The sequence below is a fragment of the Streptococcus suis genome (assembly GCF_002960445.1).
GTDB classification, from domain to species: domain Bacteria; phylum Bacillota; class Bacilli; order Lactobacillales; family Streptococcaceae; genus Streptococcus; species Streptococcus hyiners.
The window spans coordinates 1-21191 of the sequence record NZ_POJD01000358.1 but is presented as its reverse complement, the minus strand read 5'-3'; the positions used below and the strand labels follow the sequence as shown (position 1 = coordinate 21191).

General features: G+C 43.1%; 25 protein-coding genes. 13 read left to right on the top strand and 12 right to left on the bottom strand.

Annotation, left to right across the window (positions count from 1 at the left end; genetic code table 11):
- Positions 1-120 precede the first annotated feature (120 nt).
- Positions 121-858 (bottom strand): cyclase family protein, encoded by a 738-nt coding sequence (locus tag C1G53_RS11360; RefSeq protein WP_105118698.1) that lies wholly within the window; start codon positions 856-858, stop codon positions 121-123.
- 186 nt (positions 859-1044) lie between these two features.
- On the opposite strand from C1G53_RS11360, the gene C1G53_RS11355 reads away from it, so the two are divergent.
- The gene (locus C1G53_RS11355) at positions 1045-1584 is read left to right on the top strand and encodes a biotin transporter BioY (protein WP_105118697.1); all 540 of its coding nucleotides are present in this window, start codon (positions 1045-1047) and stop codon (positions 1582-1584) included.
- A gap of 7 nt (positions 1585-1591) precedes the next feature.
- Here C1G53_RS11355 and C1G53_RS11350 read toward each other — a convergent pair whose 3' ends face one another.
- Positions 1592-1807: a YdbC family protein gene (locus C1G53_RS11350; RefSeq protein WP_004194749.1), complete on the bottom strand. Its 216-nt coding sequence runs from the start codon at positions 1805-1807 to the stop codon at positions 1592-1594.
- A 92-nt stretch (positions 1808-1899) separates the two neighbouring features.
- On the opposite strand from C1G53_RS11350, the gene C1G53_RS11345 reads away from it, so the two are divergent.
- A complete protein-coding gene (locus C1G53_RS11345) occupies positions 1900-2223 on the top strand; it encodes a hypothetical protein (protein ID WP_105108835.1) in 324 nt (107 codons plus the stop codon).
- 16 nt (positions 2224-2239) lie between these two features.
- Here C1G53_RS11345 and C1G53_RS11340 read toward each other — a convergent pair whose 3' ends face one another.
- Both C1G53_RS11340 and C1G53_RS11335 read right to left on the bottom strand, forming a co-directional pair.
- Entirely contained in the window at positions 2240-3526 is a 1287-nt protein-coding gene (locus C1G53_RS11340; protein ID WP_105118696.1) for a peptidase U32 family protein, read from the bottom strand.
- Positions 3527-3648: 122 nt separating this feature from the next.
- On the bottom strand, positions 3649-4578 hold the full coding sequence (locus C1G53_RS11335) for a peptidase U32 family protein (protein ID WP_105118695.1): 930 nt from the start codon (positions 4576-4578) through the stop codon (positions 3649-3651).
- 157 nt (positions 4579-4735) lie between these two features.
- Here C1G53_RS11335 and C1G53_RS11330 point away from each other — a divergent pair, with 157 nt between their 5' ends.
- A complete protein-coding gene (locus C1G53_RS11330) occupies positions 4736-5038 on the top strand; it encodes a DUF3270 domain-containing protein (protein WP_105118694.1) in 303 nt (100 codons plus the stop codon).
- Positions 5039-5090: 52 nt separating this feature from the next.
- Here the strand turns inward: C1G53_RS11330 and C1G53_RS11325 are convergent, their stop codons facing one another.
- The gene (locus C1G53_RS11325; RefSeq protein ID WP_105118693.1) at positions 5091-5555 is read right to left on the bottom strand and encodes a phage tail protein; all 465 of its coding nucleotides are present in this window, start codon (positions 5553-5555) and stop codon (positions 5091-5093) included.
- Between the two features lie 43 nt (positions 5556-5598).
- A complete protein-coding gene (locus tag C1G53_RS11320; RefSeq protein ID WP_105118692.1) occupies positions 5599-6534 on the bottom strand; it encodes a manganese-dependent inorganic pyrophosphatase in 936 nt (311 codons plus the stop codon).
- Between the two features lie 138 nt (positions 6535-6672).
- Here C1G53_RS11320 and C1G53_RS11315 point away from each other — a divergent pair, with 138 nt between their 5' ends.
- The gene (locus C1G53_RS11315) at positions 6673-8370 is read left to right on the top strand and encodes a M3 family oligoendopeptidase (RefSeq protein WP_105118691.1); all 1698 of its coding nucleotides are present in this window, start codon (positions 6673-6675) and stop codon (positions 8368-8370) included.
- A gap of 29 nt (positions 8371-8399) precedes the next feature.
- Here the strand turns inward: C1G53_RS11315 and C1G53_RS11310 are convergent, their stop codons facing one another.
- Positions 8400-8747 carry a winged helix-turn-helix transcriptional regulator gene (locus C1G53_RS11310; RefSeq protein WP_105118690.1) on the bottom strand — a complete coding sequence of 116 codons (348 nt, stop codon included), beginning with the start codon at positions 8745-8747 and terminating at the stop codon, positions 8400-8402.
- Positions 8748-8902: 155 nt separating this feature from the next.
- Here C1G53_RS11310 and C1G53_RS11305 point away from each other — a divergent pair, with 155 nt between their 5' ends.
- The 4 genes from C1G53_RS11305 to C1G53_RS11290 all read left to right on the top strand — a co-directional run bounded on the left by C1G53_RS11305 (position 8903) and on the right by C1G53_RS11290 (position 11590).
- Positions 8903-9442, top strand: coding sequence for an NADPH-dependent FMN reductase (locus tag C1G53_RS11305; RefSeq protein WP_044667582.1), 540 nt, complete (start codon positions 8903-8905; stop codon positions 9440-9442).
- 167 nt (positions 9443-9609) lie between these two features.
- Positions 9610-10230, top strand: a complete 621-nt coding sequence (locus C1G53_RS11300; protein WP_105118689.1) for a thioredoxin — start codon at positions 9610-9612, stop codon at positions 10228-10230.
- Between the two features lie 14 nt (positions 10231-10244).
- Entirely contained in the window at positions 10245-10646 is a 402-nt protein-coding gene (locus tag C1G53_RS11295) for a nuclear transport factor 2 family protein (RefSeq protein WP_105118688.1), read from the top strand.
- A 101-nt stretch (positions 10647-10747) separates the two neighbouring features.
- Positions 10748-11590, top strand: a complete 843-nt coding sequence (locus C1G53_RS11290; protein WP_105118687.1) for a VOC family protein — start codon at positions 10748-10750, stop codon at positions 11588-11590.
- 37 nt (positions 11591-11627) lie between these two features.
- Here the strand turns inward: C1G53_RS11290 and C1G53_RS11285 are convergent, their stop codons facing one another.
- The 3 genes from C1G53_RS11285 to C1G53_RS11275 form a co-directional block, all read right to left on the bottom strand.
- Positions 11628-12692 (bottom strand): glycoside hydrolase family 3 protein, encoded by a 1065-nt coding sequence (locus C1G53_RS11285; protein WP_238139144.1) that lies wholly within the window; start codon positions 12690-12692, stop codon positions 11628-11630.
- Positions 12693-12787: 95 nt separating this feature from the next.
- Positions 12788-13579, bottom strand: coding sequence for a pyruvate formate-lyase-activating protein (gene pflA, locus C1G53_RS11280; protein WP_105118686.1), 792 nt, complete (start codon positions 13577-13579; stop codon positions 12788-12790).
- Between the two features lie 133 nt (positions 13580-13712).
- Positions 13713-15047, bottom strand: a complete 1335-nt coding sequence (locus C1G53_RS11275; protein WP_105118685.1) for a hemolysin family protein — start codon at positions 15045-15047, stop codon at positions 13713-13715.
- A gap of 143 nt (positions 15048-15190) precedes the next feature.
- Here C1G53_RS11275 and C1G53_RS11270 point away from each other — a divergent pair, with 143 nt between their 5' ends.
- Positions 15191-15970 carry an ABC transporter ATP-binding protein gene (locus tag C1G53_RS11270; protein WP_105118684.1) on the top strand — a complete coding sequence of 260 codons (780 nt, stop codon included), beginning with the start codon at positions 15191-15193 and terminating at the stop codon, positions 15968-15970.
- A 15-nt stretch (positions 15971-15985) separates the two neighbouring features.
- Here C1G53_RS11270 and C1G53_RS11265 read toward each other — a convergent pair whose 3' ends face one another.
- Together C1G53_RS11265 and C1G53_RS11260 are read right to left on the bottom strand one after the other, a co-directional pair.
- Positions 15986-16540 (bottom strand): tRNA (mnm(5)s(2)U34)-methyltransferase, encoded by a 555-nt coding sequence (locus C1G53_RS11265; RefSeq protein WP_105118683.1) that lies wholly within the window; start codon positions 16538-16540, stop codon positions 15986-15988.
- Positions 16541-16549: 9 nt separating this feature from the next.
- Positions 16550-17068 carry a TetR/AcrR family transcriptional regulator gene (locus C1G53_RS11260; protein ID WP_024378110.1) on the bottom strand — a complete coding sequence of 173 codons (519 nt, stop codon included), beginning with the start codon at positions 17066-17068 and terminating at the stop codon, positions 16550-16552.
- A 121-nt stretch (positions 17069-17189) separates the two neighbouring features.
- Between C1G53_RS11260 and C1G53_RS11255 the strand changes: the two genes are divergently transcribed.
- The 4 genes from C1G53_RS11255 to nadE are packed head-to-tail and all read left to right on the top strand — an operon-like array spanning position 17190 to position 21057.
- Entirely contained in the window at positions 17190-18008 is an 819-nt protein-coding gene (locus C1G53_RS11255) for a cation diffusion facilitator family transporter (protein ID WP_105118682.1), read from the top strand.
- A gap of 53 nt (positions 18009-18061) precedes the next feature.
- Complete coding sequence (locus tag C1G53_RS11250) at positions 18062-18706, top strand: prepilin peptidase (RefSeq protein WP_105118681.1); 645 nt, start codon at positions 18062-18064, stop codon at positions 18704-18706.
- A 53-nt stretch (positions 18707-18759) separates the two neighbouring features.
- On the top strand, positions 18760-20220 hold the full coding sequence (locus tag C1G53_RS11245; protein WP_105118680.1) for a nicotinate phosphoribosyltransferase: 1461 nt from the start codon (positions 18760-18762) through the stop codon (positions 20218-20220).
- Between the two features lie 12 nt (positions 20221-20232).
- Complete coding sequence (nadE, locus tag C1G53_RS11240) at positions 20233-21057, top strand: ammonia-dependent NAD(+) synthetase (protein ID WP_105118679.1); 825 nt, start codon at positions 20233-20235, stop codon at positions 21055-21057.
- Positions 21058-21191: the final 134 nt, after the last annotated feature.

Here is a 21191-nt window from a genome sequence, read left to right as displayed (position 1 = left end):
TTGATTTGATGAACTTCAGTTCTATCTGCATCTGCGTCGCCTAGTCTGCTTTTGATTTTCATTGAGTATAAGAAAAAAAGACCAGACAAGCGTAAGAAAGCACACTGTCTGGCTTTTTTCTTATGGTAAAATCGCAATAGCACGCACTGGCGACCCCGAAGCCTTTTCCCAATGTGGAAAGGCAATAGAAATCAAGGCTCCTGTTGCTGGCACCTGGTCCAAATTATTCAATACTTCTAGTTGATAGATGTCTTTGGACAAGAGATAGTATTCTTCTGGCAAGCTGCCACCATGTTTGGCAGCCGATACTCCTGAATCCGTATCCAGAGTTTCATGTCCAACCGCTTTTACCTTACGCTCTTCAATCAAGTATTGCAGAGCCTCGTGGCTCCAACCTGGTGTATGTTGTACCCCTTGGTCATCCAAGTTTCGCACGGCATCCTGACTTGGCCAACGTTTTGACCAATCTGAACGAAAAGCAACAAAAGATTCAGGTGCAATTGGACCATGCTCAGCCTCAAAATCCAGAATATCTTGCTTGGTAATCTCGTAGTCATTATTGGCTGCAACTGCCTCCGACTTATCAATCACATAGAGAGGTAAGAGCAAGTCTTTCAAGTCGATTTCATCTAGATAGCGAGCCCCTTCTACAAAGTGGATAGGCGGATCGATATGGGTACCGTACTGACCAACAACCGTAAATTGTTCAACAAAAAATCCGTCTTTGTGAGTAAACAAGGCCTTTTTCTCCAAGGCTGGAAGAGCTGGAAAATGCGGGCTATTCTCATTGATTTGATGGGTCAAGTCCACCCAGGTTTTTGCTTTAAGGGTCTGGTAAATTTCAAGTAATTCTGACATGGCAATTCTCGCTTTCTTTTTTTTTATTATTCTAACATGAAACAAGTAACTCTACTAATATATATTTTCTATCTACTCCCATAAATAAAAACTATAACACTGTGACAGCCGATGGCAGAAGCATTGACTTTCACGACTAGAATGTCTATAATTTTGTTAACCTAGAAAAATAAAAAGGATAACAAAATGACAAACCATTCTACGAAATCTCTTGTTTACATCGCTATCGGAACAGCTATCATTGCTGCCCTGTCACAAGTCAGCCTGTCTATCGGGCCTGTTCCCTTTACTCTACAGACCTTGGCTATCGGCTTAGTAGCTTGTTTATACAAGCCGAAAGAAGCCATTGCAAGTTTAGCCCTTTATCTAACTCTAGGCGCTATCGGCCTTCCTGTCTTTGCTGGTTTTTCAGGCGGATTCGCTGCTCTTTTCGGACCAACAGCCGGCTTTTTATGGGGCTTCCTAGTCTATGCTGCTATTACTTCTGTCCTCACCAAGTCAACTTCCTCACCTGTGACTGTTTTCTCAGCTTGCCTTCTCGGAACAGCAAGTTGCTTCCTTTTAGGCTGTTTGGTCTTTAAGTTTGTTTCAGGAGCGAGCTGGTCAGATACCTTAGCCTGGACAGTCCTTCCCTTTATCCTGCCAGATTTAGCAAAAATTACCTTGGTGACTGTCTGCCACAGCCTTCTCCAGCCCATTACAAAAAAAGAAGCCTTTTTCGCTTAGGCTTCTTTTATTTATTAGCAAATGCATCCAAGAGAACTTGGAATTCTTCATTGCTGAGCGTGATCCCCTTGCCCATCTTAGTGTGGTCAGGGCTCCAGGTACGGATATCATACTTGGCTGGTGCGCCATTGAATGATACACGATTGAGTTCCTTGGTCCAGCCCTTATCATTTTCAGATAGGACCAAGAGTTTTTCTTCGATTTCAAATGTAAATTCTGCCATTTGTTACCTCCTTCACTTATTTGTTCGAAAAAACTTGTCATTTTTGCGAAAATTGGATACTATAATTATAGCAAGTTTGAAAGGATAATGCCATGAAGAGATTTTTGGAAGTTATTTTAGAGCAGGTCAATATCTTTTTGGGCAATAGCAAAGCTCCTAAGACCATTGAGCCTGACAGCAAGGAAGAGATTAAGAACAATTTAGAACTAGCACTCTACAAGAAAGCCGCCATTCATGTTATCTATAACGATCGCAGTTTTACAGGCGATATTGTCAAATACGATAAGGAACGCCAACGGATTATCATGAAAAATTTCAAACGTCGGGTAACCAGCATTATCAATATCCAAGATATTAAGAAAATCACCCTGGTTCCAGAAAGTGTGAAAAACTCCCAGAAACAAACAAAAGGCTGACATTCAGCCTTTTATTTTATGCTCTAATAGTCAATGATTGCCCATCTTCTTGGTAGAGGTTGATAAGACCTGACTTGCAGGCACGAATCATATCACCAGGATAGATTTCACGGTCCAGCTTAATAGTTAAGAGTTCCATCGGCTTATTGGCCCGGTCAATCTTTTCTCCATTTGAATCATGCAAGTCCTGAATAGTGGTTTCAAAGTGGCGGAAACCTGGTCCGTAAAACTCTACTTGGTCACCTTCGTTGATGACATTGCGTTGGCGGATAGTGGCAGTCATAGTATCCTTGTCAAAGGCCACTACTTCGGCGATGAATTTATATTCTGGAATTTTACGGCGGGCACCGAAAAGCTGTTCGTTTTCGCTCGGTGGGCTGTAGTAGAAACCTGTCGCCAATTCCCGTTGAGCAACCTTCCACATTTCGTCAATCAAGTCTTGTTTGATCGCTTCAAACTTTTCTGGACTTTCTAGATAGGCATCGACCGCCGCCTTGTAGCAGTTAGTCACGGTTGACACGTAGTGGACAGATTTCATTCGGCCTTCGATTTTCAGGCTATCGACCCCGTTTTCAATCATATCTGGAATATGGTCAATCATACACATATCCACCGCAGACATGGAGAACTCCTCGGGTATTTCCCCCTTAATGGAACGGCGTTCTTCGCCGAAAGGTAGGTCGTAGAGATTGTACTTCCAACGGCAAGACTGGGAGCAACCACCGCGGTTGGCATCGCGCTTGCTCATGTGGTTGGAGAGGACGCAGCGGCCTGAGTAGGAGATACACATGGCACCGTGAACAAAGGCTTCGATTTCAACATCGGTCCGTTTGCGGATTTCAGCCACTTCTTCCATGGTCACTTCGCGGGCTAAGACGACACGGGTCAAACCCAATTCCTTCCAGAACTCGAAGGTTTCATAGTTGGTCGATGAAGCCTGGGTGGACAGGTGAATTTCAAGTCCCGGCGCCTCTGTCGCACAGATAACGATGAGGGCTGGGTCAGACACGATAACCGCATCCAAGCCCATATCCCTCAATTCTCGGAACCAGGCTCCTGCCCCTTCTTCATTTCCTTCATGGGTGACCATGTTTGCAGCTACATAGACCTTGGCACCACGGGCATGGGCATATTCAATCCCTTCCCGCATCTCGTCCATGGTAAAGTTACCAGCCCGGCTACGCAGACCGTAGGCCTGACCGCCGACAAAGACAGCATCAGCACCATAGTCAATGGCAACCTTTAATTTTTCCAAAGTCCCTGCAGGTGACAAGACCTCGGGACGCTTTAATGTTTTTGACATAATAAACTTCTTTCTGTTTACAACGGTTTCCACGTGAAAACAACATTTTTTCACTCAGAAAACTAGGACAGATCTTACTCCACCTGGATAGAATAAGTAAACTGATTATGCTAAAAATATAGTTATTTGACTGTATTGCGGTCAAATTCGTAGAAACCTGTATCCAAGCCACGTTGTACTGGATGGAGCTTACGCACTTGCTCATCTAGCAAAAAGGCCTGATCATAGGTGAACTCCTCTTTTTCAATCAAATCTCTAGCTTGAACAAAGAGCTTGGCAATTGCTACAAAGTTCTGACCAGGACAGTAGATCCCATCCAACTTCCAGTTACGATAGCCATGCTCATCTAATTCTGCCAATTTGGTCATCATATCAATGTCATTGTTAATAAAGATATGTGTGCCATGCTTGTCCTCAAAAATTGAATAGTGACTGTCTGGGTCGCTTGGTTCTGCCAAGAAAAGACCACGTCCACGTGACAAGTCAGTTTCATCAGCCTTGGTAAAATTATAGTAATTCCGTAACAGGGTTCGCTTGGAATGGTGAATAACCGAAGCACCGTAAACCAAGATTTCCGCTGGAATTTCCAAATTTTTGGCAATGTCAAATAGTTCTTCCGACGGAATTTCCCGTGCCAATACGGCTTCGACAGCCCCATGGTCTTTCCAGAAGTTAATTTGGCGACTTGAAGTCACAAAGACAGAGGTATCGTAAATCAGCTTAAAATTGTAACCATCTCGCTTGTTGACATAAAAAATACCTGTATCACCGACAACTAGATAGTCCACCTTGATTTCTCTCATCAAATCCATAAAGGGCTTGATGTTATCCATCATGTCTTGGTGCATAAGGGCGTTTGCGGCAACGGTCAGTTCCTTGCCTGCACCATGGACCAGCACTGCTATTTCCCGTAACTCATCATAAGTAAAGTTTGTCGGAATACGAAGAGCATGGTCAGCTTCGCCAACATAAATGCGGTCAACCCCTGCTGCAAGCAGTTCCTTGACCTGTTCAATACTTTCAGCTGTTGCTGTAATGATAATTTTTCCCATAAAGTTAATTATATCACAAAGTATTTTTGGAAAACATAACCTGCCCGTAAATTTAATGTTCAGACTTTTCTCATTTTCTTGTAACCATATTGTAATATTGCTGACATAAAATTTCATAAATGTTATGTTATTCTTAAAAGGCAGAAAAGGAGACGATATGGCATTAAGACACTATCAGTCCCAAGAATACCAGTACGAAGAGTATATCCCGAAAGAGAAAAACACAACTGTTCAAGCCTATCAGGTAAAAAATGCAAAAAAAGAACGCATCAATGAACTCTTATTCTTTGTGAATATTGTTCTATTTAGCCTAATCACAGTTATCTCTAGCTACATCTACCTAGCTTTAGATATCCCTGTTTTTCTTGCCCTCGCATTAGCAAGTGCTACAGGCCTCATCGGTTTTCGTTTGGTTCAAGTTGGACTTAAAAAAAGAATATTGTACAAAGTAAAAAAATAGGCAGAGAAGTCATTCTCAGCCTTTTTATTTTACTAAACTTTCTATGACCACCTTATAGATAGTTACCCTTGACCACAAAGAAGGTTCCACGGATTTCGCCTGCCAGTTTGGAGCGTTGGCGGGCAAACTTGAATTTTCCTTCAAATTCTTTAGGAATGTCAATCCCGTCTGACAATTTGAAACCGACCGCTCGTTTGCCTCCTTCTTCTAGCGTATAAAGGACATTGACTGCCAGGCCATTGTCATAAAAGACAAATGACCAGAGAATGCCATCTACTTCAAGCTGTGCTACGTTAAGCGGGGTATATGGAAAGTTCATGTCCCGCTCTGCCAAGACCTTCTCGATGAAGGGCAGGATTTCAGGCTTCTCTTCTGGTGTATAGATCACGAACTCCTGCTTGTATTTGTTCCAGAAATAGCGGGCTTCGTTGGCACGCAAACCTGCCAGGACAGCTGCGACAGGACTGGTTTCCAAGCCTGCCGTTTCGACTTCTTTGAAATTTACTGTATAAGACATGATTTTCCTTTTAATAAAGAAAGCACCCGAAGGTGCTAGGTATTTATGCGTTAAACGCTTCTGTCAATTGTGGTACCACTTGTTTCTTACGTGAAACGGCACCAGCAAGGAAAGCGTGGTTGTTTTCCAACTTGAAGTTAAAGGCCGCTTCCACCTTGTCCATGTTGCTACCGAGGGCAAGGATTTCAGAGTTTGAGTTAACGATGTCTGTAATCATCAGAACAAAGTCAGAGTAGCCATTTGCTGCTGATGCTGCTGTCATAGCTGCTTCGATTTCTGCTTGGCGTTCCAAGACTTCTGCAATGTCCACTGTGTTGACTTGGGCTACACGCACGTCATTGCCGTTCAAACCAAAGGTTTTTGCGTCGATGTCGATCAATTCTTCTGCTGACTTGCTGGCAAGGTTGGTTCCTGCTTTCAAGAGTGCCAAGCCATATTCTTCCAAGTTCACACCAGCAATTTCAGCCAATTCAGCTGCTACTTGTGGATCTGTTGCGTGAGTGGTTGGTGATTTGAGCAAGAGGGTATCTGAAATCAAACCTGATAGAAGAAGTCCAGCTACTTCTTTTGGAGGTGTTACTCCGTTTTCTTTAAAGGCACGATAAACGATTGAAGATGCTGAACCGACCGGCTCCAAACGCATGTACAATGGATTTGCCGTTTCGAAGTTTGCGACACGGTGGTGGTCAATAACAGCAGCTACTTCCACATCCTTGATGTCTGCTATAGACTGTTGGAATTCATTGTGGTCAGTCAAGATGACTTGGCCAACACCTTCTGCCTTAGCCGACTCAACCACGCGCGGTGCAGTAACACCAAAATAGTCAAGCGCAAACGCTGTTTCTTCATTTGGCGTTCCAAGTGCAACTGCTTCCGCATCACGACCAAACACTTCACGCTCCAAGTGAGCCCAACCGTATGATGATGCAATGGCATCTGTATCAGGATTTTGGTGACCAAAAACTAAAAATTTAGACATGTCTACAACCTCATTTTTTCTAATAATCTCCTACATTTTACCATAAATAGAAAGACTTGTGAACATGGACGGGTCAGGATTTGCCAAACCTTTTCAAAAAGAGTAAGATAGTAGGTAACAATGCAAAAGGAGAAAGTTATGAAATTTTCAGACTATACCTATGTCCGTCCCGATTATGAAGCCATCAAGGCTCAATTTACTGACCTAACCGATCAGTTAGCTCAAGCAAGTGACTTGGAAACAACTCGCACACTTGTTGCAGATATTACCAAATTGCTCAGCTTGGTCGATACCCAGTACAATCTCTGGATGATCCGCCACACCATCGATATGAACGATGAGTTTTATAATGAAGAAACCAAGTTTTGGAATGAATATTCGCCACTTTTTGAAGAATTGACCACCAACTACTACCGTGTCATCGTCCAGACGCCTTACAAGGAAGAGTTGTCAGACATCTTGCCAGAAACCTTTTTCATGCTGGCTGAGAACAAGCTCAAGACCTTCTCATCAGACGTCATTCCATTACTGCAAAAAGAAAATGAATTATCTGATGAATACAGCAAACTGATTGCTGGAGCAGAGATTGATTTCCAAGGACAGACTTACAACTTGGCACAAATGGGCCCATTCGGTCAATCAACTGACCGCGAGGTCCGCAAGGCTGCTTCTGCTGCTACAACTACCTTCTTTGAAAGCAAGGAAGCTGACTTTGACCGTGTTTACGATGAGTTGGTCAAGGTCCGCACGGAAATCGCCCACAAACTTGGCTTCAAGGACTACGTAGAATACGGCTATCTCAAGATGAACCGTTTCGACTACAATCGTGATATGGTCAAAGTTTACCGTGAGGAAATCCTCAAACATATCGTACCGATTGTACAAAATCTTCGTCAACGCCAAGCCAAACGCTTGCAGGTACCAAGCCTGAAACACTACGACCTCAATCTTGAGTTCTTAGACGGAAATGCTGTTCCTCAAGGTGACCCTGACTTTATCGTCAGCCAAGCCCAAGACATGTACCGCGAATTGTCCGCAGAAACAGGCGAGTTCTTCGACTTCATGATTGAGCATGAACTCTTGGACTTGGTTGCAAAACCAGGCAAAAACAGCGGTGGCTACTGCACCTATATTCCTGACTTCAAGAGCCCATTCATTTTCTCTAACTTCAACGGAACCAGCGGTGATATTGATGTCTTGACTCACGAAGCAGGTCACGCCTTCCAAGTTTATCGTTCGCGTTGGATTCAAAGTCCAGAAGTTGTTTGGCCAACCTACGAAACCTGTGAAATCCACTCCATGTCTATGGAATTTATGACATGGCCATGGATGGACCGTTTCTTCAAGGAACAGGTGGATAAGTATAAGTTTACCCACTTGGCAAGTGCCCTTCTCTTCTTGCCTTACGGTGTCTTGGTGGATCACTTCCAGCACGAAGTCTATGAACGCCCAGAGATGACACCAGCCGAACGTAAGGCGACTTGGAAAAAACTCCAAGACCTCTACTTGCCAGACCGTGATTATTCTGAGTCAGAAGCCCTCAACCGCGGTATCTTCTGGTACCGTCAAGGGCATATATTTGCCAGCCCATTCTACTACATCGACTATACCTTGGCTCAAGTCTGTGCCCTCCAATTCTGGAAACGTACGCAGGTAGATCACGATGAAAATGCTTGGGAAGACTACATCCGCATCTGTGATTTGGGTGGTACCAAGTCCTTCTTGCAAGTGGTTGAAGCTGCAAACCTCCAATCACCGTTCAAAGAAGGTGCCCTTGAAAGCACAGCCAAGGCTGCTGCTAGCTGGCTAGACGCTGTTAAGGATGACGAACTATAAAAAAACAAAAATCTGAATGAGATACGAACTCATTCAGATTTTTTTGATTTAACAAAGTTGATGTATTTATCGCCGAAGACTTCAATTTGTTGAAGAACCAACTTGAATTCCTGACCAATCTCGCTCAGTTCATATTCCACTTTTGGCGGAACTTGTGCATAAACCTTCCGAGTGATTAAACCATCATCTTCTAGCTGACGCAACTGCTTGGTCAAGGTTGCTTGGGAAATCCCTGTCAATCGACGGTGCAATTCATTAAACCGAATGGGACCTTCTTCGATATGATGTAGTAATAACATACTCCATTTCCCAGATAAGACACACTGAGTGGTCACATAAGGACACTCCGGAACTGTATGGTGTGTGAAAGTTGCCATAATTTCTCCTTTATTTCCCCTTGATACGACACATTACTTCACAAAAAGATAGTGACTATTCAAAAAAATCGTACTTGTAATATTTTTAGTACCTGTTACAATAATACCATAAACTGCGAGAGCAGGGAAGAAAAAATTTTTAGAGGTATAAGATCATGAAAAACATTCTATTTATCGTCGGTTCACTACGTGAAGGTTCATTTAATCACCAAATGGCAAAGCAAGCTGAAAGCATCTTAGAAGGTCAAGCAACTGTATCTTATCTTAACTATAAAGAAATCCCGCTTATGAACCAAGATTTTGAAACACCAGTCTTGCCAGCTGTCCAAGCTGCACGCGATGCGATTATGGCTGCAGATGCTATCTGGATTTTCTCACCAGTTTACAACTTTGCAATCCCAGGCACGGTGAAAAACTTGATTGACTGGCTCAGCCGTGCCCTAGACTTGTCAGAAACACGTGGCCCATCTGCTCTCCAAGATAAGATTGTAACCGTGTCATCTGTAGCAAATGCTGGACACGAGCCAATGTTCGCTAGCTACCATGCACTCCTACCATTTGTTCGTATGCAAGTTGTAGGTGAGTTTACAGGGACTACCGTCAACCCAGAAGCATGGGGAACTGGACAGTTGGTATTGTCAGAAGAAGCCATCGCTGGTCTGCAAGCTCAAGCGCAAGCTTTGTTAGAAGCTTAGACTCTACAGGTCAATAGACATCATTCTATGACCTTTATCGAGTTGAAGATGATAAAATTGCAGAACTCTGGAATCTTGTTGTGCCAATCGAGGAAGATTCCAAAACTTCCAATAGCAATGCTAAATTCTAATCAAAAACCAAGAAAATAAGATGAAAGAAAATTAAAATGAAACTATATTACATCATCGATGCTTATTGTGGTTGGACCTACGGCTTTAACCACATTTTCACAAAATTCATGCAAGACCATTCTGACATAGAAATAGAGGTCATTAACGGAGGCTTGTTTGTCGGAGATAACAAAAAGAAAATGGTTGATTTCCAGCAGGCACAGACCATCAACAAACAAATCGAAAGCTATTACCAAATGTCTTTTGGCGATAACTACAATCAATTGTTTAAGGATAAGGACTTTACCATGGACTCCCTTGGTCCTGCTAGAGCCTACTCCGTTTTGAAAAATTATGTTGAACCACACCAGCTTGCTCAGCTGACAATCGATATTCAAACATTGTTTTTTGAAGATGGGTTAGACCTCAGTCAAGCAGACAGTTACACCGGCCTAATCGGTAGCTATCAGTTACCTACAAAGGCTATGGAAGAACTATCACGCATCTTGAATCAACCAGAAAATCTACACCCAGACTTTATCAAGGCTTATGAAATGGGGGTAACCTCTTTCCCAACCTTGTTACTTGAAAAAGACGGAAACTTCTTTAATCTTATCAATAAAGTTCGCACAGTAGACGATTTGGAAAAAAATTTCCAAGAGGCAGTTGCTCAATAGAAAAGAAAATACCTATGTCAAAAAATCAATTATATAAAAATATTTTAGAAGAGACTTATCTAGCTACTGCACAAGGTCGAATAGAAGATTTCAAGAGCCATTTGGTTGCTGATATCTCTTGGACAGAAGCTGCAGGCTTTCCCTATGCTGGTACCTATATCGGTCCAGATGCAGTGATTGAAAACGTCCATGCAAGACTAGGTTCTGAATGGACCAATTATAGTGCCACACCTATTGATTACGCCTTTTCAGGAAACCGTGTCATGGTTTACGGCTACTACAAGGGAACCTACAACCTTACTCAGAAATCCTTTCAAGCAGACTTTGTCCATGTTTACGATTTTAATGCTGAAAATAGAATTACACACTTTATCCAAATCGTAGATAGCGCACTTGTTGAGAAAGCTATGAGATAAAAATCAATTTTCAAAAGTCTATTCGTCACACATTACTTCAACAAAAAATACTAAGTAGCTCGAAAATTCCTATAAATTGTATCAGAAAGTCAGGTATTTCCATGTACAATTCCCAATTTGAACTGGGTTATGTCGCCCTCAACGTCCGCAATCTCGAACTGCAAAGCCTATTTTACCAACAGGTACTAGGCCTGCAAATTTTGATGGAAAGTCAAAACCAGATTGATCTTGGCATCGGCCAAAATACCCTTGTCCGCCTGATTCAAACAGAGCAGAAAGGTGAAGTTAGCCACAGCTACGGACTCTACCACTTGGCCATTGTCCTACCTAGCCGAGAGGACTTAGGCACCATTTTCCGCCACTTTATCGACAATAAGATTCCCCTCCAAAGCGCCAGCGACCACGGTTACAGCGAAGCCATTTACCTAGCCGACACCGAAGGTAACGGCATCGAAATTTACCGCGACCTGCCTCAAGACACTTGGGATGTCCGCCCAGACGGCCGCATCGTCGGCATTACTGAGCCTATGGATGCTGAAACGATCTATGCTTTAGGAAAAAAAGCTGACGCAGTCTATCAGATGCCGCTTGGCAGTCGCATGGGCCATATTCACCTGTCCGTTCGAGAAAGCGCCGCTTCTAGCCGATTTTACCAAGAGGTCCTAGCTGTCGAGGATAAATTCTCGGTCCCATCTGCAGCCTGGCTAGCCTCAGGCGACTACCATCACCACCTAGCAGTCAACGAATGGGGAGGAAAACATCTCCAAACACGAACTGAAGGCATGCCAGGACTTGCCTACTATACGGTCATCTATTCCAATCCAGAAGCTTTTGAAGCAACCTTGGAACGCGCCACAGCTGCAAACCTAAACCTTCAAAGACTAGACAATAGCGTAGCCTTTGTTGATATAGACGGCATCAAAACTAAGCTTGTTTTAGAATAATACGAAAAGGAAGTATCTAGCACTTCCTTTTCTTTGTTTATTTGATTAAGCCAAGATCATATTTCATTCCCAAAATACGTTTGACAGATTGGTCAAGCCGCTCCTCTGTAATAGTTCCAGCTTTCACTTGTTCCACAATATAAGGAATTTGACTAGCATAGCTCGAAGATAAGATCATATCTGTCCCAGCTTGAATAGTCTGCAAGGCACCCGAATTTTGATCAACGAATTGCGATAGACCCAGCATATCAAAGTCATCGGTCATAATGACACCATCAAAACCTAGCTCGGACCGTAATATTTTATTGATCTCAGGTGAAATAGATGATGGAACATCATCAATGGCAGGGACGATATTGTGACTGACCATGATGGAGTCTGCCCCCGCTTCAATTCCAGCCTTAAAGGGAAGAAAATCATTTGCTCGTAATTCTTCTAAACTACGATTGTCATATACCAAATCTGTATGTGAATCAGCATTGTTCCCATAGCCTGGGAAATGTTTCAAAGTCGAAGCAAATTGCTCTTGTTTCAGTAGCTGGACCTCTTGGCTGATATAAGTGGATGTTGTAGCAGCATCTTGGCCAATAGTCCGATCATAGATAAATGACCATGGATCTGTAGATACGTCCGCAACTGGAAAGAAACCGGCATGAATACCTATCCCTTTCAAAAGACTGGTTTTATGCTTAGTATCTTCTAAAACAGCCTCCAGCCCCCCTGACTGATACAATTCCAAGGGGGAGGCAAAGGGAGTTTCTAATAACTGACTAACCCGCGTTACCGTTCCACCTTCTTCATCAGAAGCCATTAAAAGTGGTAGTTTGGAATTAGCTTGATAAGCCGCAACTTCTTCCTTGACTTGTTCTAAGGTCCTTCCTTCAAAGTCCCGTGAAAATAAGATATAACCACCAAATTGATAGGAAATAAGGTCTTCCAACTGATTTTCAGCAGGTATACGTGCAAAAATCATCTGACCAACTTTTTCTTCTAGGGTCATTTGCTGTAGGTAATCAGAGATTAGTTTCTCTTTGACAGAAATCTCTTGAACAGGCACAAAAGAAGGACTGTTGCTGGACTGTCCTTCTCTTTTATTAAACACATAATATGCTAGGGATGCACAGACCGCAATCAACAAACATGCCAAAAGCGGTCCGACTACACCTAGACTTTTATTTACTCTAGCTCTACGCACTACTATCCCTTTATTCGATTCATATAGTCTTGATAGGATTCGGTTTCCATCAAGGTCTTAGCATTTAAAACACGTTCCTTACTTGGTGGCTTGGTCCCTTCGAGTGGATAAGGTCTGCCCAGCTCACGCCACTTAAATTCTCCAAGATTATGGTAAGGCAAGACTTCAAAACGCTCAACATTATTCAAGGTCTTGACAAACTTTCCTAGCTCAATCAGGTCATCATCACGGTCTGTCAAACCAGGGACCAATACGTGACGAATCCAAACTGGCTTACCGATATCCGATAGGTAACGGGCACACTCTAAAATAGTCTTATTGCTATGCCCCGTTACAATACGGTGCTGGTCTGGATTGATTTCCTTAATATCTAAGAGCACCAGATCTGTCACCGCCATCAAGCGATTATATTTTTCCAGATAACGCTCTGTCGAACGGAAGGTCAGAGCACAGGTGTCCAAGGTTGTGTGGATGCCTTTTTCTTTTGCCAGGGTAAAAAGGGCAATCAAAAAGTCAATCTGAATAGTAGCTTCACCACCAGATACCGTTATCCCACCTTCTTTCCCCCAGAACATACGAAAACGCAAGGCTTCATTGAGAACATCCTCTGCAGTTCGTTCTTTGGCCGCAGGATTGACCAATTCCCAAGTATCAGGGTTATGGCAATACTGGCAACGCATATGACAACCTTGCATAAAGACCACAAAACGTACACCTGGTCCATCCACAGAGCCAAAACTCTCAGTCGAATGAACAAGCCCTGTTACTTTTCGGTAATCTACTTCTTCCATCATCTCATCCTCATTTTCTTAATATAGTTATTATATCATAAAAATGAAAACGCTTCTATACTTGTATTTGATTGTTTTTAACTAACTATTTGAATTGCTATGAAAAACCAGCTACCTTAAAGCAACTGGTTTCCTCTTATTCTTTTTCAACTTCCTCTTCCAGAGTAGTCATCATCATTTTAAGCTTGGTCACTCGACCATTTTTCACCTTATCATTGATAAAGACTAAATGATGGTCCTTACTGTCCACTTCAAAGGTCACCTTTTCTTCCTGGCTTGGAATAGTGCCGACTCCCGTCAAATAATAACCTGCAATGGTATCCACATCATCACTTTCTAGCTCCGTATCAAAATGCTCATTGAAGTCATTCAGAGTCATATTCCCTTGGACAATGTAGGTATTCTCTGCAATTTCACGGACAAAAATCTCTGTCTTATCTGTTTCATCATCGATTTCCCCGACAATTTCTTCCAACAAATCTTCTAAGGTAACCAAACCAGCAACTCCACCATACTCATCCAGCAAAATAGCCATCTGGTTTTGGGTATTGCGTAAGGATTTTAACAAATCATCCACGAAAATGGTTTCTGGAACAAAGAGAGGTTCCTGCATAATACGACGGATATTGAGATTGTCGAAACCATTGCTAAAAGCTGCAGATAAAATTTTCTTGGTATGAATAAGGCCGATGATATTGTCCTTGTCCCCATCATAGACGGGAACGCGAGAAAAATTCTGTTTGAGAATGGCCGCCATAATGGTTTCCGTATCATCTTCAATATCAACCATGAAGGCATCCGTACGGGGAACCATGACTTCACGCGCCATCAGCTCATCCAAGGAGAATACACCTTGCAACATCTCGATTTCTTCCGCATCCAAAGTCTGCTCGCTCTTAGTCAAGATATATTCAATCTCATCCCGGGTCATCTGCTCGTCCGCATCGTCAAAGTTCATAGGTGTAATGCGACTGATGAGATTGGTCGCGGCTGATAAGAGCCAAACGAAAGGACTGACAATCTTTCCTAGGAAAATAATCACTGGCGCCGTAACCACTGCCAGATTTTCCTTCATATTCATGGCAATTCGCTTAGGATATAGTTCACCCAGTACGATAGACACAAATGTCAACATCGCTAAAGCCAACCAATAACCAGCAGTTTGAGCTGTTGTTGAATTACCCATCCACTTGGCAAAAACAGCACCTAAATCATTGGCCAAGCTGGCACCCGAAAGGATAGAAATAAAGGTAATTCCCACCTGAATAGTAGAAAGGAAATTATTGGGATTTTCTAAAACTTGAAGTAAGCGAATATACTTCTTCTCACCCTCAGCGGCCTTTTGCTCCACCCGTGAACGATTGAGGGAAACAAGGGCCATTTCTGAAGCTGAAAAGAAGGCATTGAGCAAGGTCAACAATAAAAGTAATAATAATTGTAAATGAATGGTCTGACTACCAGGGTCTTCCATGATATTCTCCTATAATAAAATCTATAACATTCCCATTATACCATATTCTTTTCATTTTGGTATAATCGAGGTGACATTCGGCAAAAATATCTGTAAATCTACACTTCTGTGATAAAATAGTTAAAAAGAAAAGCGAGGTCCATATGATTTTATCCATGAAAGAACTGTCCTACAAAAGACAGGGGAAGTATCTATTAAAAGACATCAACTGGGAATTTAGAAAGGGAGAGCGTTGGGCTATTTTAGGCCTTAACGGTGCTGGAAAATCGACACTGCTGCGCATTTTAATGGCAGAGTTTTGGAAGACTTCTGGCGAGTTGACTGTTCTGGGTGTGGAATTTGGTAAGGGTGATATTCCCGGCCTGCGCACTAAAATTGGTGTGGTTGGCTCCTTTTTGGCAGAACGATTTCCCATTGATTTGACAGCTGAGCAGATTGTCTTGACAGGAAAATATAAGTCTTCTATCTTATACCGGGAACATGGACAGGCAGAATTGGACCAGGCTATTGAAATGCTGAAAACAATCAAGGCTGACCACTTGATTGGCAGGACCTATGCCAGTTTGTCACAAGGCGAACGCCAACTCCTGCTGATCGCCCGCAGTTTGATGGAAGAACCTGCTATTTTGATTTTAGACGAAGCAACAGTCGGATTGGATTTACTAGCAAGAGAACGCCTGCTCCATCACATCGACCACATCTGCCAACTCCCAACGGCTCCTGCCATTATCTATGTGACCCATCACGCAGAGGAAATCACTGACAATTTTACCCATGTCCTCCTGCTCAAAGATGGCATGGTCTTGGCTCAGGGAGCAAAACAAGACATCCTGACACCTGATTTACTAAGTGTTTTTTACGGCAATCAGGTGGAATTGATTGACTTGGGTGAGGGAAGATTATTCATTAAGCCCATATTATAAAAAATAAATCCAGCCCTAGTTTGAGCTGGATTTTAATCGTTCCACCATCACCAAAAATGGTGGGGTATTAACTTGGTTGAGCGGTTTGTAGAGCATGGCTGTAAAGACGGTCTGGTCTAGCTGGCTGACAAAGTCTAAGACAGCATCCTTCTCAACCGCCCCACCCTCATGTCCATAATAAATCATGATGGCTAGGCGACCACCAACCACCAGTCGGTCAAGAACTTTTTCAACAGCTTGAAGGGTGGTTGCAGGCAAGGTAATAACTGACTTATCCGCCGAAGGAAGATAGCCCAGATTGAAAATGGCTGCCTTGCATTCCTCTACATATTGGTCGAGGTTTTCGTGTCCTGTCAAAACCAATTGGGCATTGGTCAAGCCAGCTTTTTCTAGTTTTTCAGCCGTTGTGGTCAGGGCTTGTTCCTGAATATCAAAGGCCACCACTTTTCCTGCTCGCTGGGCTAAAAATAGTGTGTCATGGCCATTTCCCATCGTCGCATCAACCGCTAGGTCTTGGTCGGTTAAAATTTCATCTAAAAAGGCATGAGCCATGTGTAAAGGTCTAAGCATTTTCACTCCTTAAGCTAATAATCTTACATAATATTCGGTCAAGGTGGCTTCGTCCACCTTTTTGCGTTGCTGCAACCACCAGCTGACCGTCTCCACAAAAGTGGTCACAACAAAATGTACCAGCAAATCCTCTGGAAGATTCCCCTTGTCCTGCATGTAGTCTTCAACCACTTTTGGAAAAATGTCGTGTTTCAGCTCCGCTTCCAGTTCTCTTAGAAAATAGGCATTGCGGGACAATAAAAGGCTGGCAACTCGGTCTTGATTGGTCCGAAAGTGTTTGAAAATATGGGCCAACAAGGTCTTCACATCCGCATCTTCACGACCTGTAAATAAGTGGTGAAAGAGGTCATGACAAAGTTCTTCCAAAAGAGCCTCTTTACTGGCATAGTGAGCATAGAAAGTGGAACGCCCCACATCTGCCAGGTCAATAACATCCTGCACGCGCATGTCATCATAACCTTTATCATTTAATAAGGTCAAAAAAGCCTGAAAAATAGCTCTTTTTGTTTTTGCAATTCGTCTATCCATTTTTCGTACATTTCAAACAATTTGTTCAGAAAAAGACAAACCGTTTCTCTTGTTTCTAGTTTTTCGGCTCATTACAGTACATAATAAACCTATAAACAGTATAACACAGAAAGGGAATCTCATGTCATCTTCTAAAAATACATTTATCGCTTTTCTCCTCAATCTCAGCTTTTCTATCATCGAGTTTATCTTTGGTTGGATCTTTGGTTCCAGTGCCATCTTAGCAGATGCTGTTCATGATTTGGGTGACGCCCTCGCCATCGGAAGCTCTGCCATCATGCAAACCTATGCCAACAAACCTGCTGACAAGAACTATCCTTTTGGCTACAAGAGATGGAATATTTTGGCCGCTCTATTGACTTCTAGTATTCTGATTATCGGCTCCAGCTTGATCCTTGTAGAAAACATTCCCAATCTTTTCCATCCCAACCCTGTCAATCAAGATGGGATGTTAGTCCTCGGCATTATCGCTATCATCATCAATTTACTCGCTTCCCGTATTGTAAAAAATGGCCATAGCCATAATGAATCCATTCTCAGCTTGCACTTTTTAGAGGATATTTTGGGATGGCTGGCGGTCATCCTTGTTTCCATCATTCTTCAATTCACTGATTGGTACTTTCTAGACCCACTCCTCTCACTCGGTATTGCTATCTTCATCCTCTCCAAAGCCCTGCCAAAAGCCTGGAATAGTGTCAAGATTCTACTTGAAACAAGTCCGCAAGAAGTAAATCTTGAAGAAGTGAAAGAAATTCTCCTTGCTCTTGAAAATGTTCACGAAATCACTCAACTGAATGTCTGGACCATGGATGGATATGACCATTGTGCGACAGTGACGGTCAAACTAACAAATCCTGCTGTAGCAGACAAGACCAAAGCAAAAATACGGAATTCTCTCATCACCTTTGGCATTGTCCAAAGCACCATCGAAATTTTGTAAAAAAATTTTTTAAAAATATCTCATTTTCCTCTCCCATTTGCGAATAAATAGGTATGAAGACAATTATCCTATTTTTCCTGGGAGCTTCTATCGGCTCCTTCCTGGGATTGGTCATCGACCGTTTCCCTGAACAGTCCATTATCGCCCCATCTAGTCACTGCAATGCCTGCAAGCGACGGCTAAAAGCTTGGGATCTCATACCTATCCTGTCCCAACTTTCCACAAAATCCAAGTGCCGTTATTGCAAGGCGAAGATACCTTATTGGTATCTGGGACTGGAGTTCTTAGCTGGTCTATTGACCCTGCTCTGCCATTTTCAAATTCTATCTCTTGCCCAAACCATTCTCATTTTGGCAGGACTAGTTTTGGCCATTTACGACATCAAACATCAGGAATATCCTTTTGCTGTCTGGCTCGTTTTTACTTTTATAGCTCTAATACTCTCCCAGCTCAACTGGCTCTTCTGTGGCCTTTTGGTCCTAGCCTATCTGACTGAAAAATGGCAACTCAATATCGGTTCTGGCGATTTTCTCTATCTGGCAAGTCTGTCACTTTTGTTTGGCTTTACAGAAATTCTCTGGATTATTCAGCTAAGTTCCATCCTAGGTCTGGCCATCTTTTTCATCTTTAAACCAAAATCCCTACCCTATGTACCTTTTCTTTTTTTGGCCAGCCTGATTATCAATATCACTCTCTAAATCGAGCCTAGCTCGATTTTTTTGGTATAATAGAAAGAATAAAGGAGAAAGCTATGACAGTTTTTACAGATGACAGTTTAACCCTGCATACCGATCTTTATCAAATCAATATGATGCAGGTCTATTTTAATCAAAACATCCACAACAAACATGCCGTGTTTGAAGTCTATTTCCGTTCTCAGCCCTTTAAAAATGGCTATGCCGTCTTTGCCGGCTTGGAGCGTGTCGTAGACTACCTCAACAATCTTTCCTTCAGCCAGACGGATATTGACTATCTGACTGAATTGGGCTATCCACAGGATTTCCTTGACTATTTGGCAAACCTTGAAATGAACTTGACGGTTCGCTCTGCCAAGGAAGGCGACTTGGTTTATGCCAACGAACCTATCATGCAAATTGAGGGCCCACTTGCCCAGTGCCAGTTGATTGAAACAGCTATCCTCAATATCGTCAACTACCAAACCCTGATTGCTACCAAGGCCCGTCGTATCAAGGCAGTCATTGAAGATGAGATGCTGATGGAATTTGGAACCCGTCGTGCCCAGGAAATGGATGCTGCCATTTGGGGTACCCGTGCAGCCTTTATCGGCGGAGCTTCTGCAACATCCAATGTTCGAGCTGGAAAAATCTTCGGCATCCCTGTCGCTGGTACCCACGCCCATGCCCTTGTTCAAACCTACGGAGATGATTACAAGGCGTTCAAGGCCTATGCGGAAACCCACCGTGATTGTGTCTTCCTTGTGGATACCTATGATACCCTACGAATCGGTGTTCCTGCAGCCATCAAGGTGGCCAAGGAAATGGGCGATAAAATCAACTTTAAGGGCGTACGGATCGACTCTGGCGACATGGCCTATATTTCCAAAAAGGTCCGTCAACAGTTGGATGAGGCAGGCTTTACAGAAGCCAAAATCTACGCATCCAACGACTTGGATGAAAATACCATCCTCAACCTCAAAATGCAAAAGGCAAAAATTGATGTCTGGGGAGTGGGCACTAAGTTGATCACGGCCTATGACCAACCAGCCTTGGGAGCTGTCTATAAGATTGTATCCATTGAAGAGGAAAATGGAAAGATGCGAGACACCATCAAATTGTCTTCCAACGTGGAAAAAGTATCGACACCTGGCAAAAAACAAGTCTGGCGCATCACCTCAAAAGAAAAGGGCAAGTCAGAAGGCGACTATATTACCTTTGCGGATACGGATGTCAGCCAAATGGACAGCATTTATATGTTCCATCCAACCTATACCTACATCAACAAGACCGTGGAAAACTTCGATGCCCGTCCCCTTCTCATTCCTATTTTTGAAGAGGGCAAACAGGTTTATGAACTTCCAAGCCTAGCGGACATTCAAACCTATGCCAATCAGGAATTTGACAAGCTTTGGGATGAGTACAAACGCGTCCTCAACCCACAGCTCTATCCAGTTGATTTGGCTCAGGATGTCTGGGACAACAAGATGGATATTATCAACCGCATTCGCAAGCAAAGCCAGGCTAAATCCATTTAAGAAAGATACGTTATGACTCTACAAGAAACCATCATCAAAGAATTAGGTGTCAAGCCAAGCATTGACCCCAAAGAAGAAATCCGTCGCTCCATCGACTTTCTCAAAGATTATCTTAAAAAACACCCATTTTTGAAAACCTATGTCTTGGGGATTTCTGGTGGGCAAGATTCGACCTTGGCTGGTCGTTTGGCTCAGCTGACCATGGAAGAAATGCGGGCGGAAACAGGTGACGAAAGCTACCAATTCATTGCTATCCGACTCCCTTACGGCGTGCAGGCTGACGAGTCTGACGCCCAGGCAGCCTTAGCCTTTATCCAACCCGATGTCAGCCTAACCATCAACATCAAGGAATCTACTGATGCCATGGTGGCGGCCGTCAATGCAAATGGGCTTGCTATGTCTGATTTTAATAAGGGAAATGCTAAAGCCCGCATGCGCATGATTGCCCAATACGCTATCGCTGGTGAACGCAAGGGGGCTGTTATTGGAACTGACCATGCAGCTGAAAATATCACTGGCTTCTTTACCAAGCACGGAGACGGCGGTGCAGACATCCTCCCCCTCTTCCGCCTCAACAAACGCCAAGGAAAGCAGCTCCTAGCTGAACTGGGGGCAGACGAAAAACTCTACCTCAAGGTTCCTACTGCAGACTTGGAAGAAGACAAACCAGGTCTGGCTGACGAAGTCGCCCTCGGTGTTACCTATAACCAAATCGACGACTATCTTGAAGGCAAAACCATCGCCCCTCAAGCCCAAACCATTATCGAAGGCTGGTGGAACAAAACAGCACACAAACGCCACCTACCAATTACGATTTTTGATGACTTTTGGAAATAAACAAATATCCCCTGACGATAGTGATATACTCCCCTTATAGTGGACAGTGAAAAAACAAAAATTTTCACTAGAAACTATAAAGGGAGTTTTATTATGTCCAAAAGAAGTCCAAAGTCTGTCTCTGAGAAACTAGA

Excerpts from the sequence above, each read along its gene's own strand:
- C1G53_RS11290 (WP_105118687.1), top strand. The coding sequence starts at position 10,748 with ATGTACAATTCCCAATTTGAACTGGGTTATGTCGCCCTCAACGTCCGC.
- nadE (WP_105118679.1), top strand. The coding sequence starts at position 20,233 with ATGACTCTACAAGAAACCATCATCAAAGAATTAGGTGTCAAGCCAAGC.
- C1G53_RS11360 (WP_105118698.1), bottom strand. The coding sequence starts at position 858 with ATGTCAGAATTACTTGAAATTTACCAGACCCTTAAAGCAAAAACCTGG.
- C1G53_RS11270 (WP_105118684.1), top strand. The coding sequence starts at position 15,191 with ATGATTTTATCCATGAAAGAACTGTCCTACAAAAGACAGGGGAAGTAT.
- C1G53_RS11275 (WP_105118685.1), bottom strand. The coding sequence starts at position 15,047 with ATGGAAGACCCTGGTAGTCAGACCATTCATTTACAATTATTATTACTT.
- C1G53_RS11300 (WP_105118689.1), top strand. The coding sequence starts at position 9,610 with ATGAAACTATATTACATCATCGATGCTTATTGTGGTTGGACCTACGGC.
- pflA (WP_105118686.1), bottom strand. The coding sequence starts at position 13,579 with ATGATGGAAGAAGTAGATTACCGAAAAGTAACAGGGCTTGTTCATTCG.
- C1G53_RS11260 (WP_024378110.1), bottom strand. The coding sequence starts at position 17,068 with ATGGATAGACGAATTGCAAAAACAAAAAGAGCTATTTTTCAGGCTTTT.
- C1G53_RS11340 (WP_105118696.1), bottom strand. The coding sequence starts at position 3,526 with ATGTCAAAAACATTAAAGCGTCCCGAGGTCTTGTCACCTGCAGGGACT.
- C1G53_RS11315 (WP_105118691.1), top strand. The coding sequence starts at position 6,673 with ATGAAATTTTCAGACTATACCTATGTCCGTCCCGATTATGAAGCCATC.
- C1G53_RS11255 (WP_105118682.1), top strand. The coding sequence starts at position 17,190 with ATGTCATCTTCTAAAAATACATTTATCGCTTTTCTCCTCAATCTCAGC.
- C1G53_RS11310 (WP_105118690.1), bottom strand. The coding sequence starts at position 8,747 with ATGGCAACTTTCACACACCATACAGTTCCGGAGTGTCCTTATGTGACC.
- C1G53_RS11295 (WP_105118688.1), top strand. The coding sequence starts at position 10,245 with ATGTCAAAAAATCAATTATATAAAAATATTTTAGAAGAGACTTATCTA.
- C1G53_RS11250 (WP_105118681.1), top strand. The coding sequence starts at position 18,062 with ATGAAGACAATTATCCTATTTTTCCTGGGAGCTTCTATCGGCTCCTTC.
- C1G53_RS11305 (WP_044667582.1), top strand. The coding sequence starts at position 8,903 with ATGAAAAACATTCTATTTATCGTCGGTTCACTACGTGAAGGTTCATTT.
- C1G53_RS11265 (WP_105118683.1), bottom strand. The coding sequence starts at position 16,540 with ATGCTTAGACCTTTACACATGGCTCATGCCTTTTTAGATGAAATTTTA.
- C1G53_RS11320 (WP_105118692.1), bottom strand. The coding sequence starts at position 6,534 with ATGTCTAAATTTTTAGTTTTTGGTCACCAAAATCCTGATACAGATGCC.
- C1G53_RS11335 (WP_105118695.1), bottom strand. The coding sequence starts at position 4,578 with ATGGGAAAAATTATCATTACAGCAACAGCTGAAAGTATTGAACAGGTC.
- C1G53_RS11330 (WP_105118694.1), top strand. The coding sequence starts at position 4,736 with ATGGCATTAAGACACTATCAGTCCCAAGAATACCAGTACGAAGAGTAT.
- C1G53_RS11355 (WP_105118697.1), top strand. The coding sequence starts at position 1,045 with ATGACAAACCATTCTACGAAATCTCTTGTTTACATCGCTATCGGAACA.
- C1G53_RS11345 (WP_105108835.1), top strand. The coding sequence starts at position 1,900 with ATGAAGAGATTTTTGGAAGTTATTTTAGAGCAGGTCAATATCTTTTTG.
- C1G53_RS11350 (WP_004194749.1), bottom strand. The coding sequence starts at position 1,807 with ATGGCAGAATTTACATTTGAAATCGAAGAAAAACTCTTGGTCCTATCT.
- C1G53_RS11325 (WP_105118693.1), bottom strand. The coding sequence starts at position 5,555 with ATGTCTTATACAGTAAATTTCAAAGAAGTCGAAACGGCAGGCTTGGAA.
- C1G53_RS11245 (WP_105118680.1), top strand. The coding sequence starts at position 18,760 with ATGACAGTTTTTACAGATGACAGTTTAACCCTGCATACCGATCTTTAT.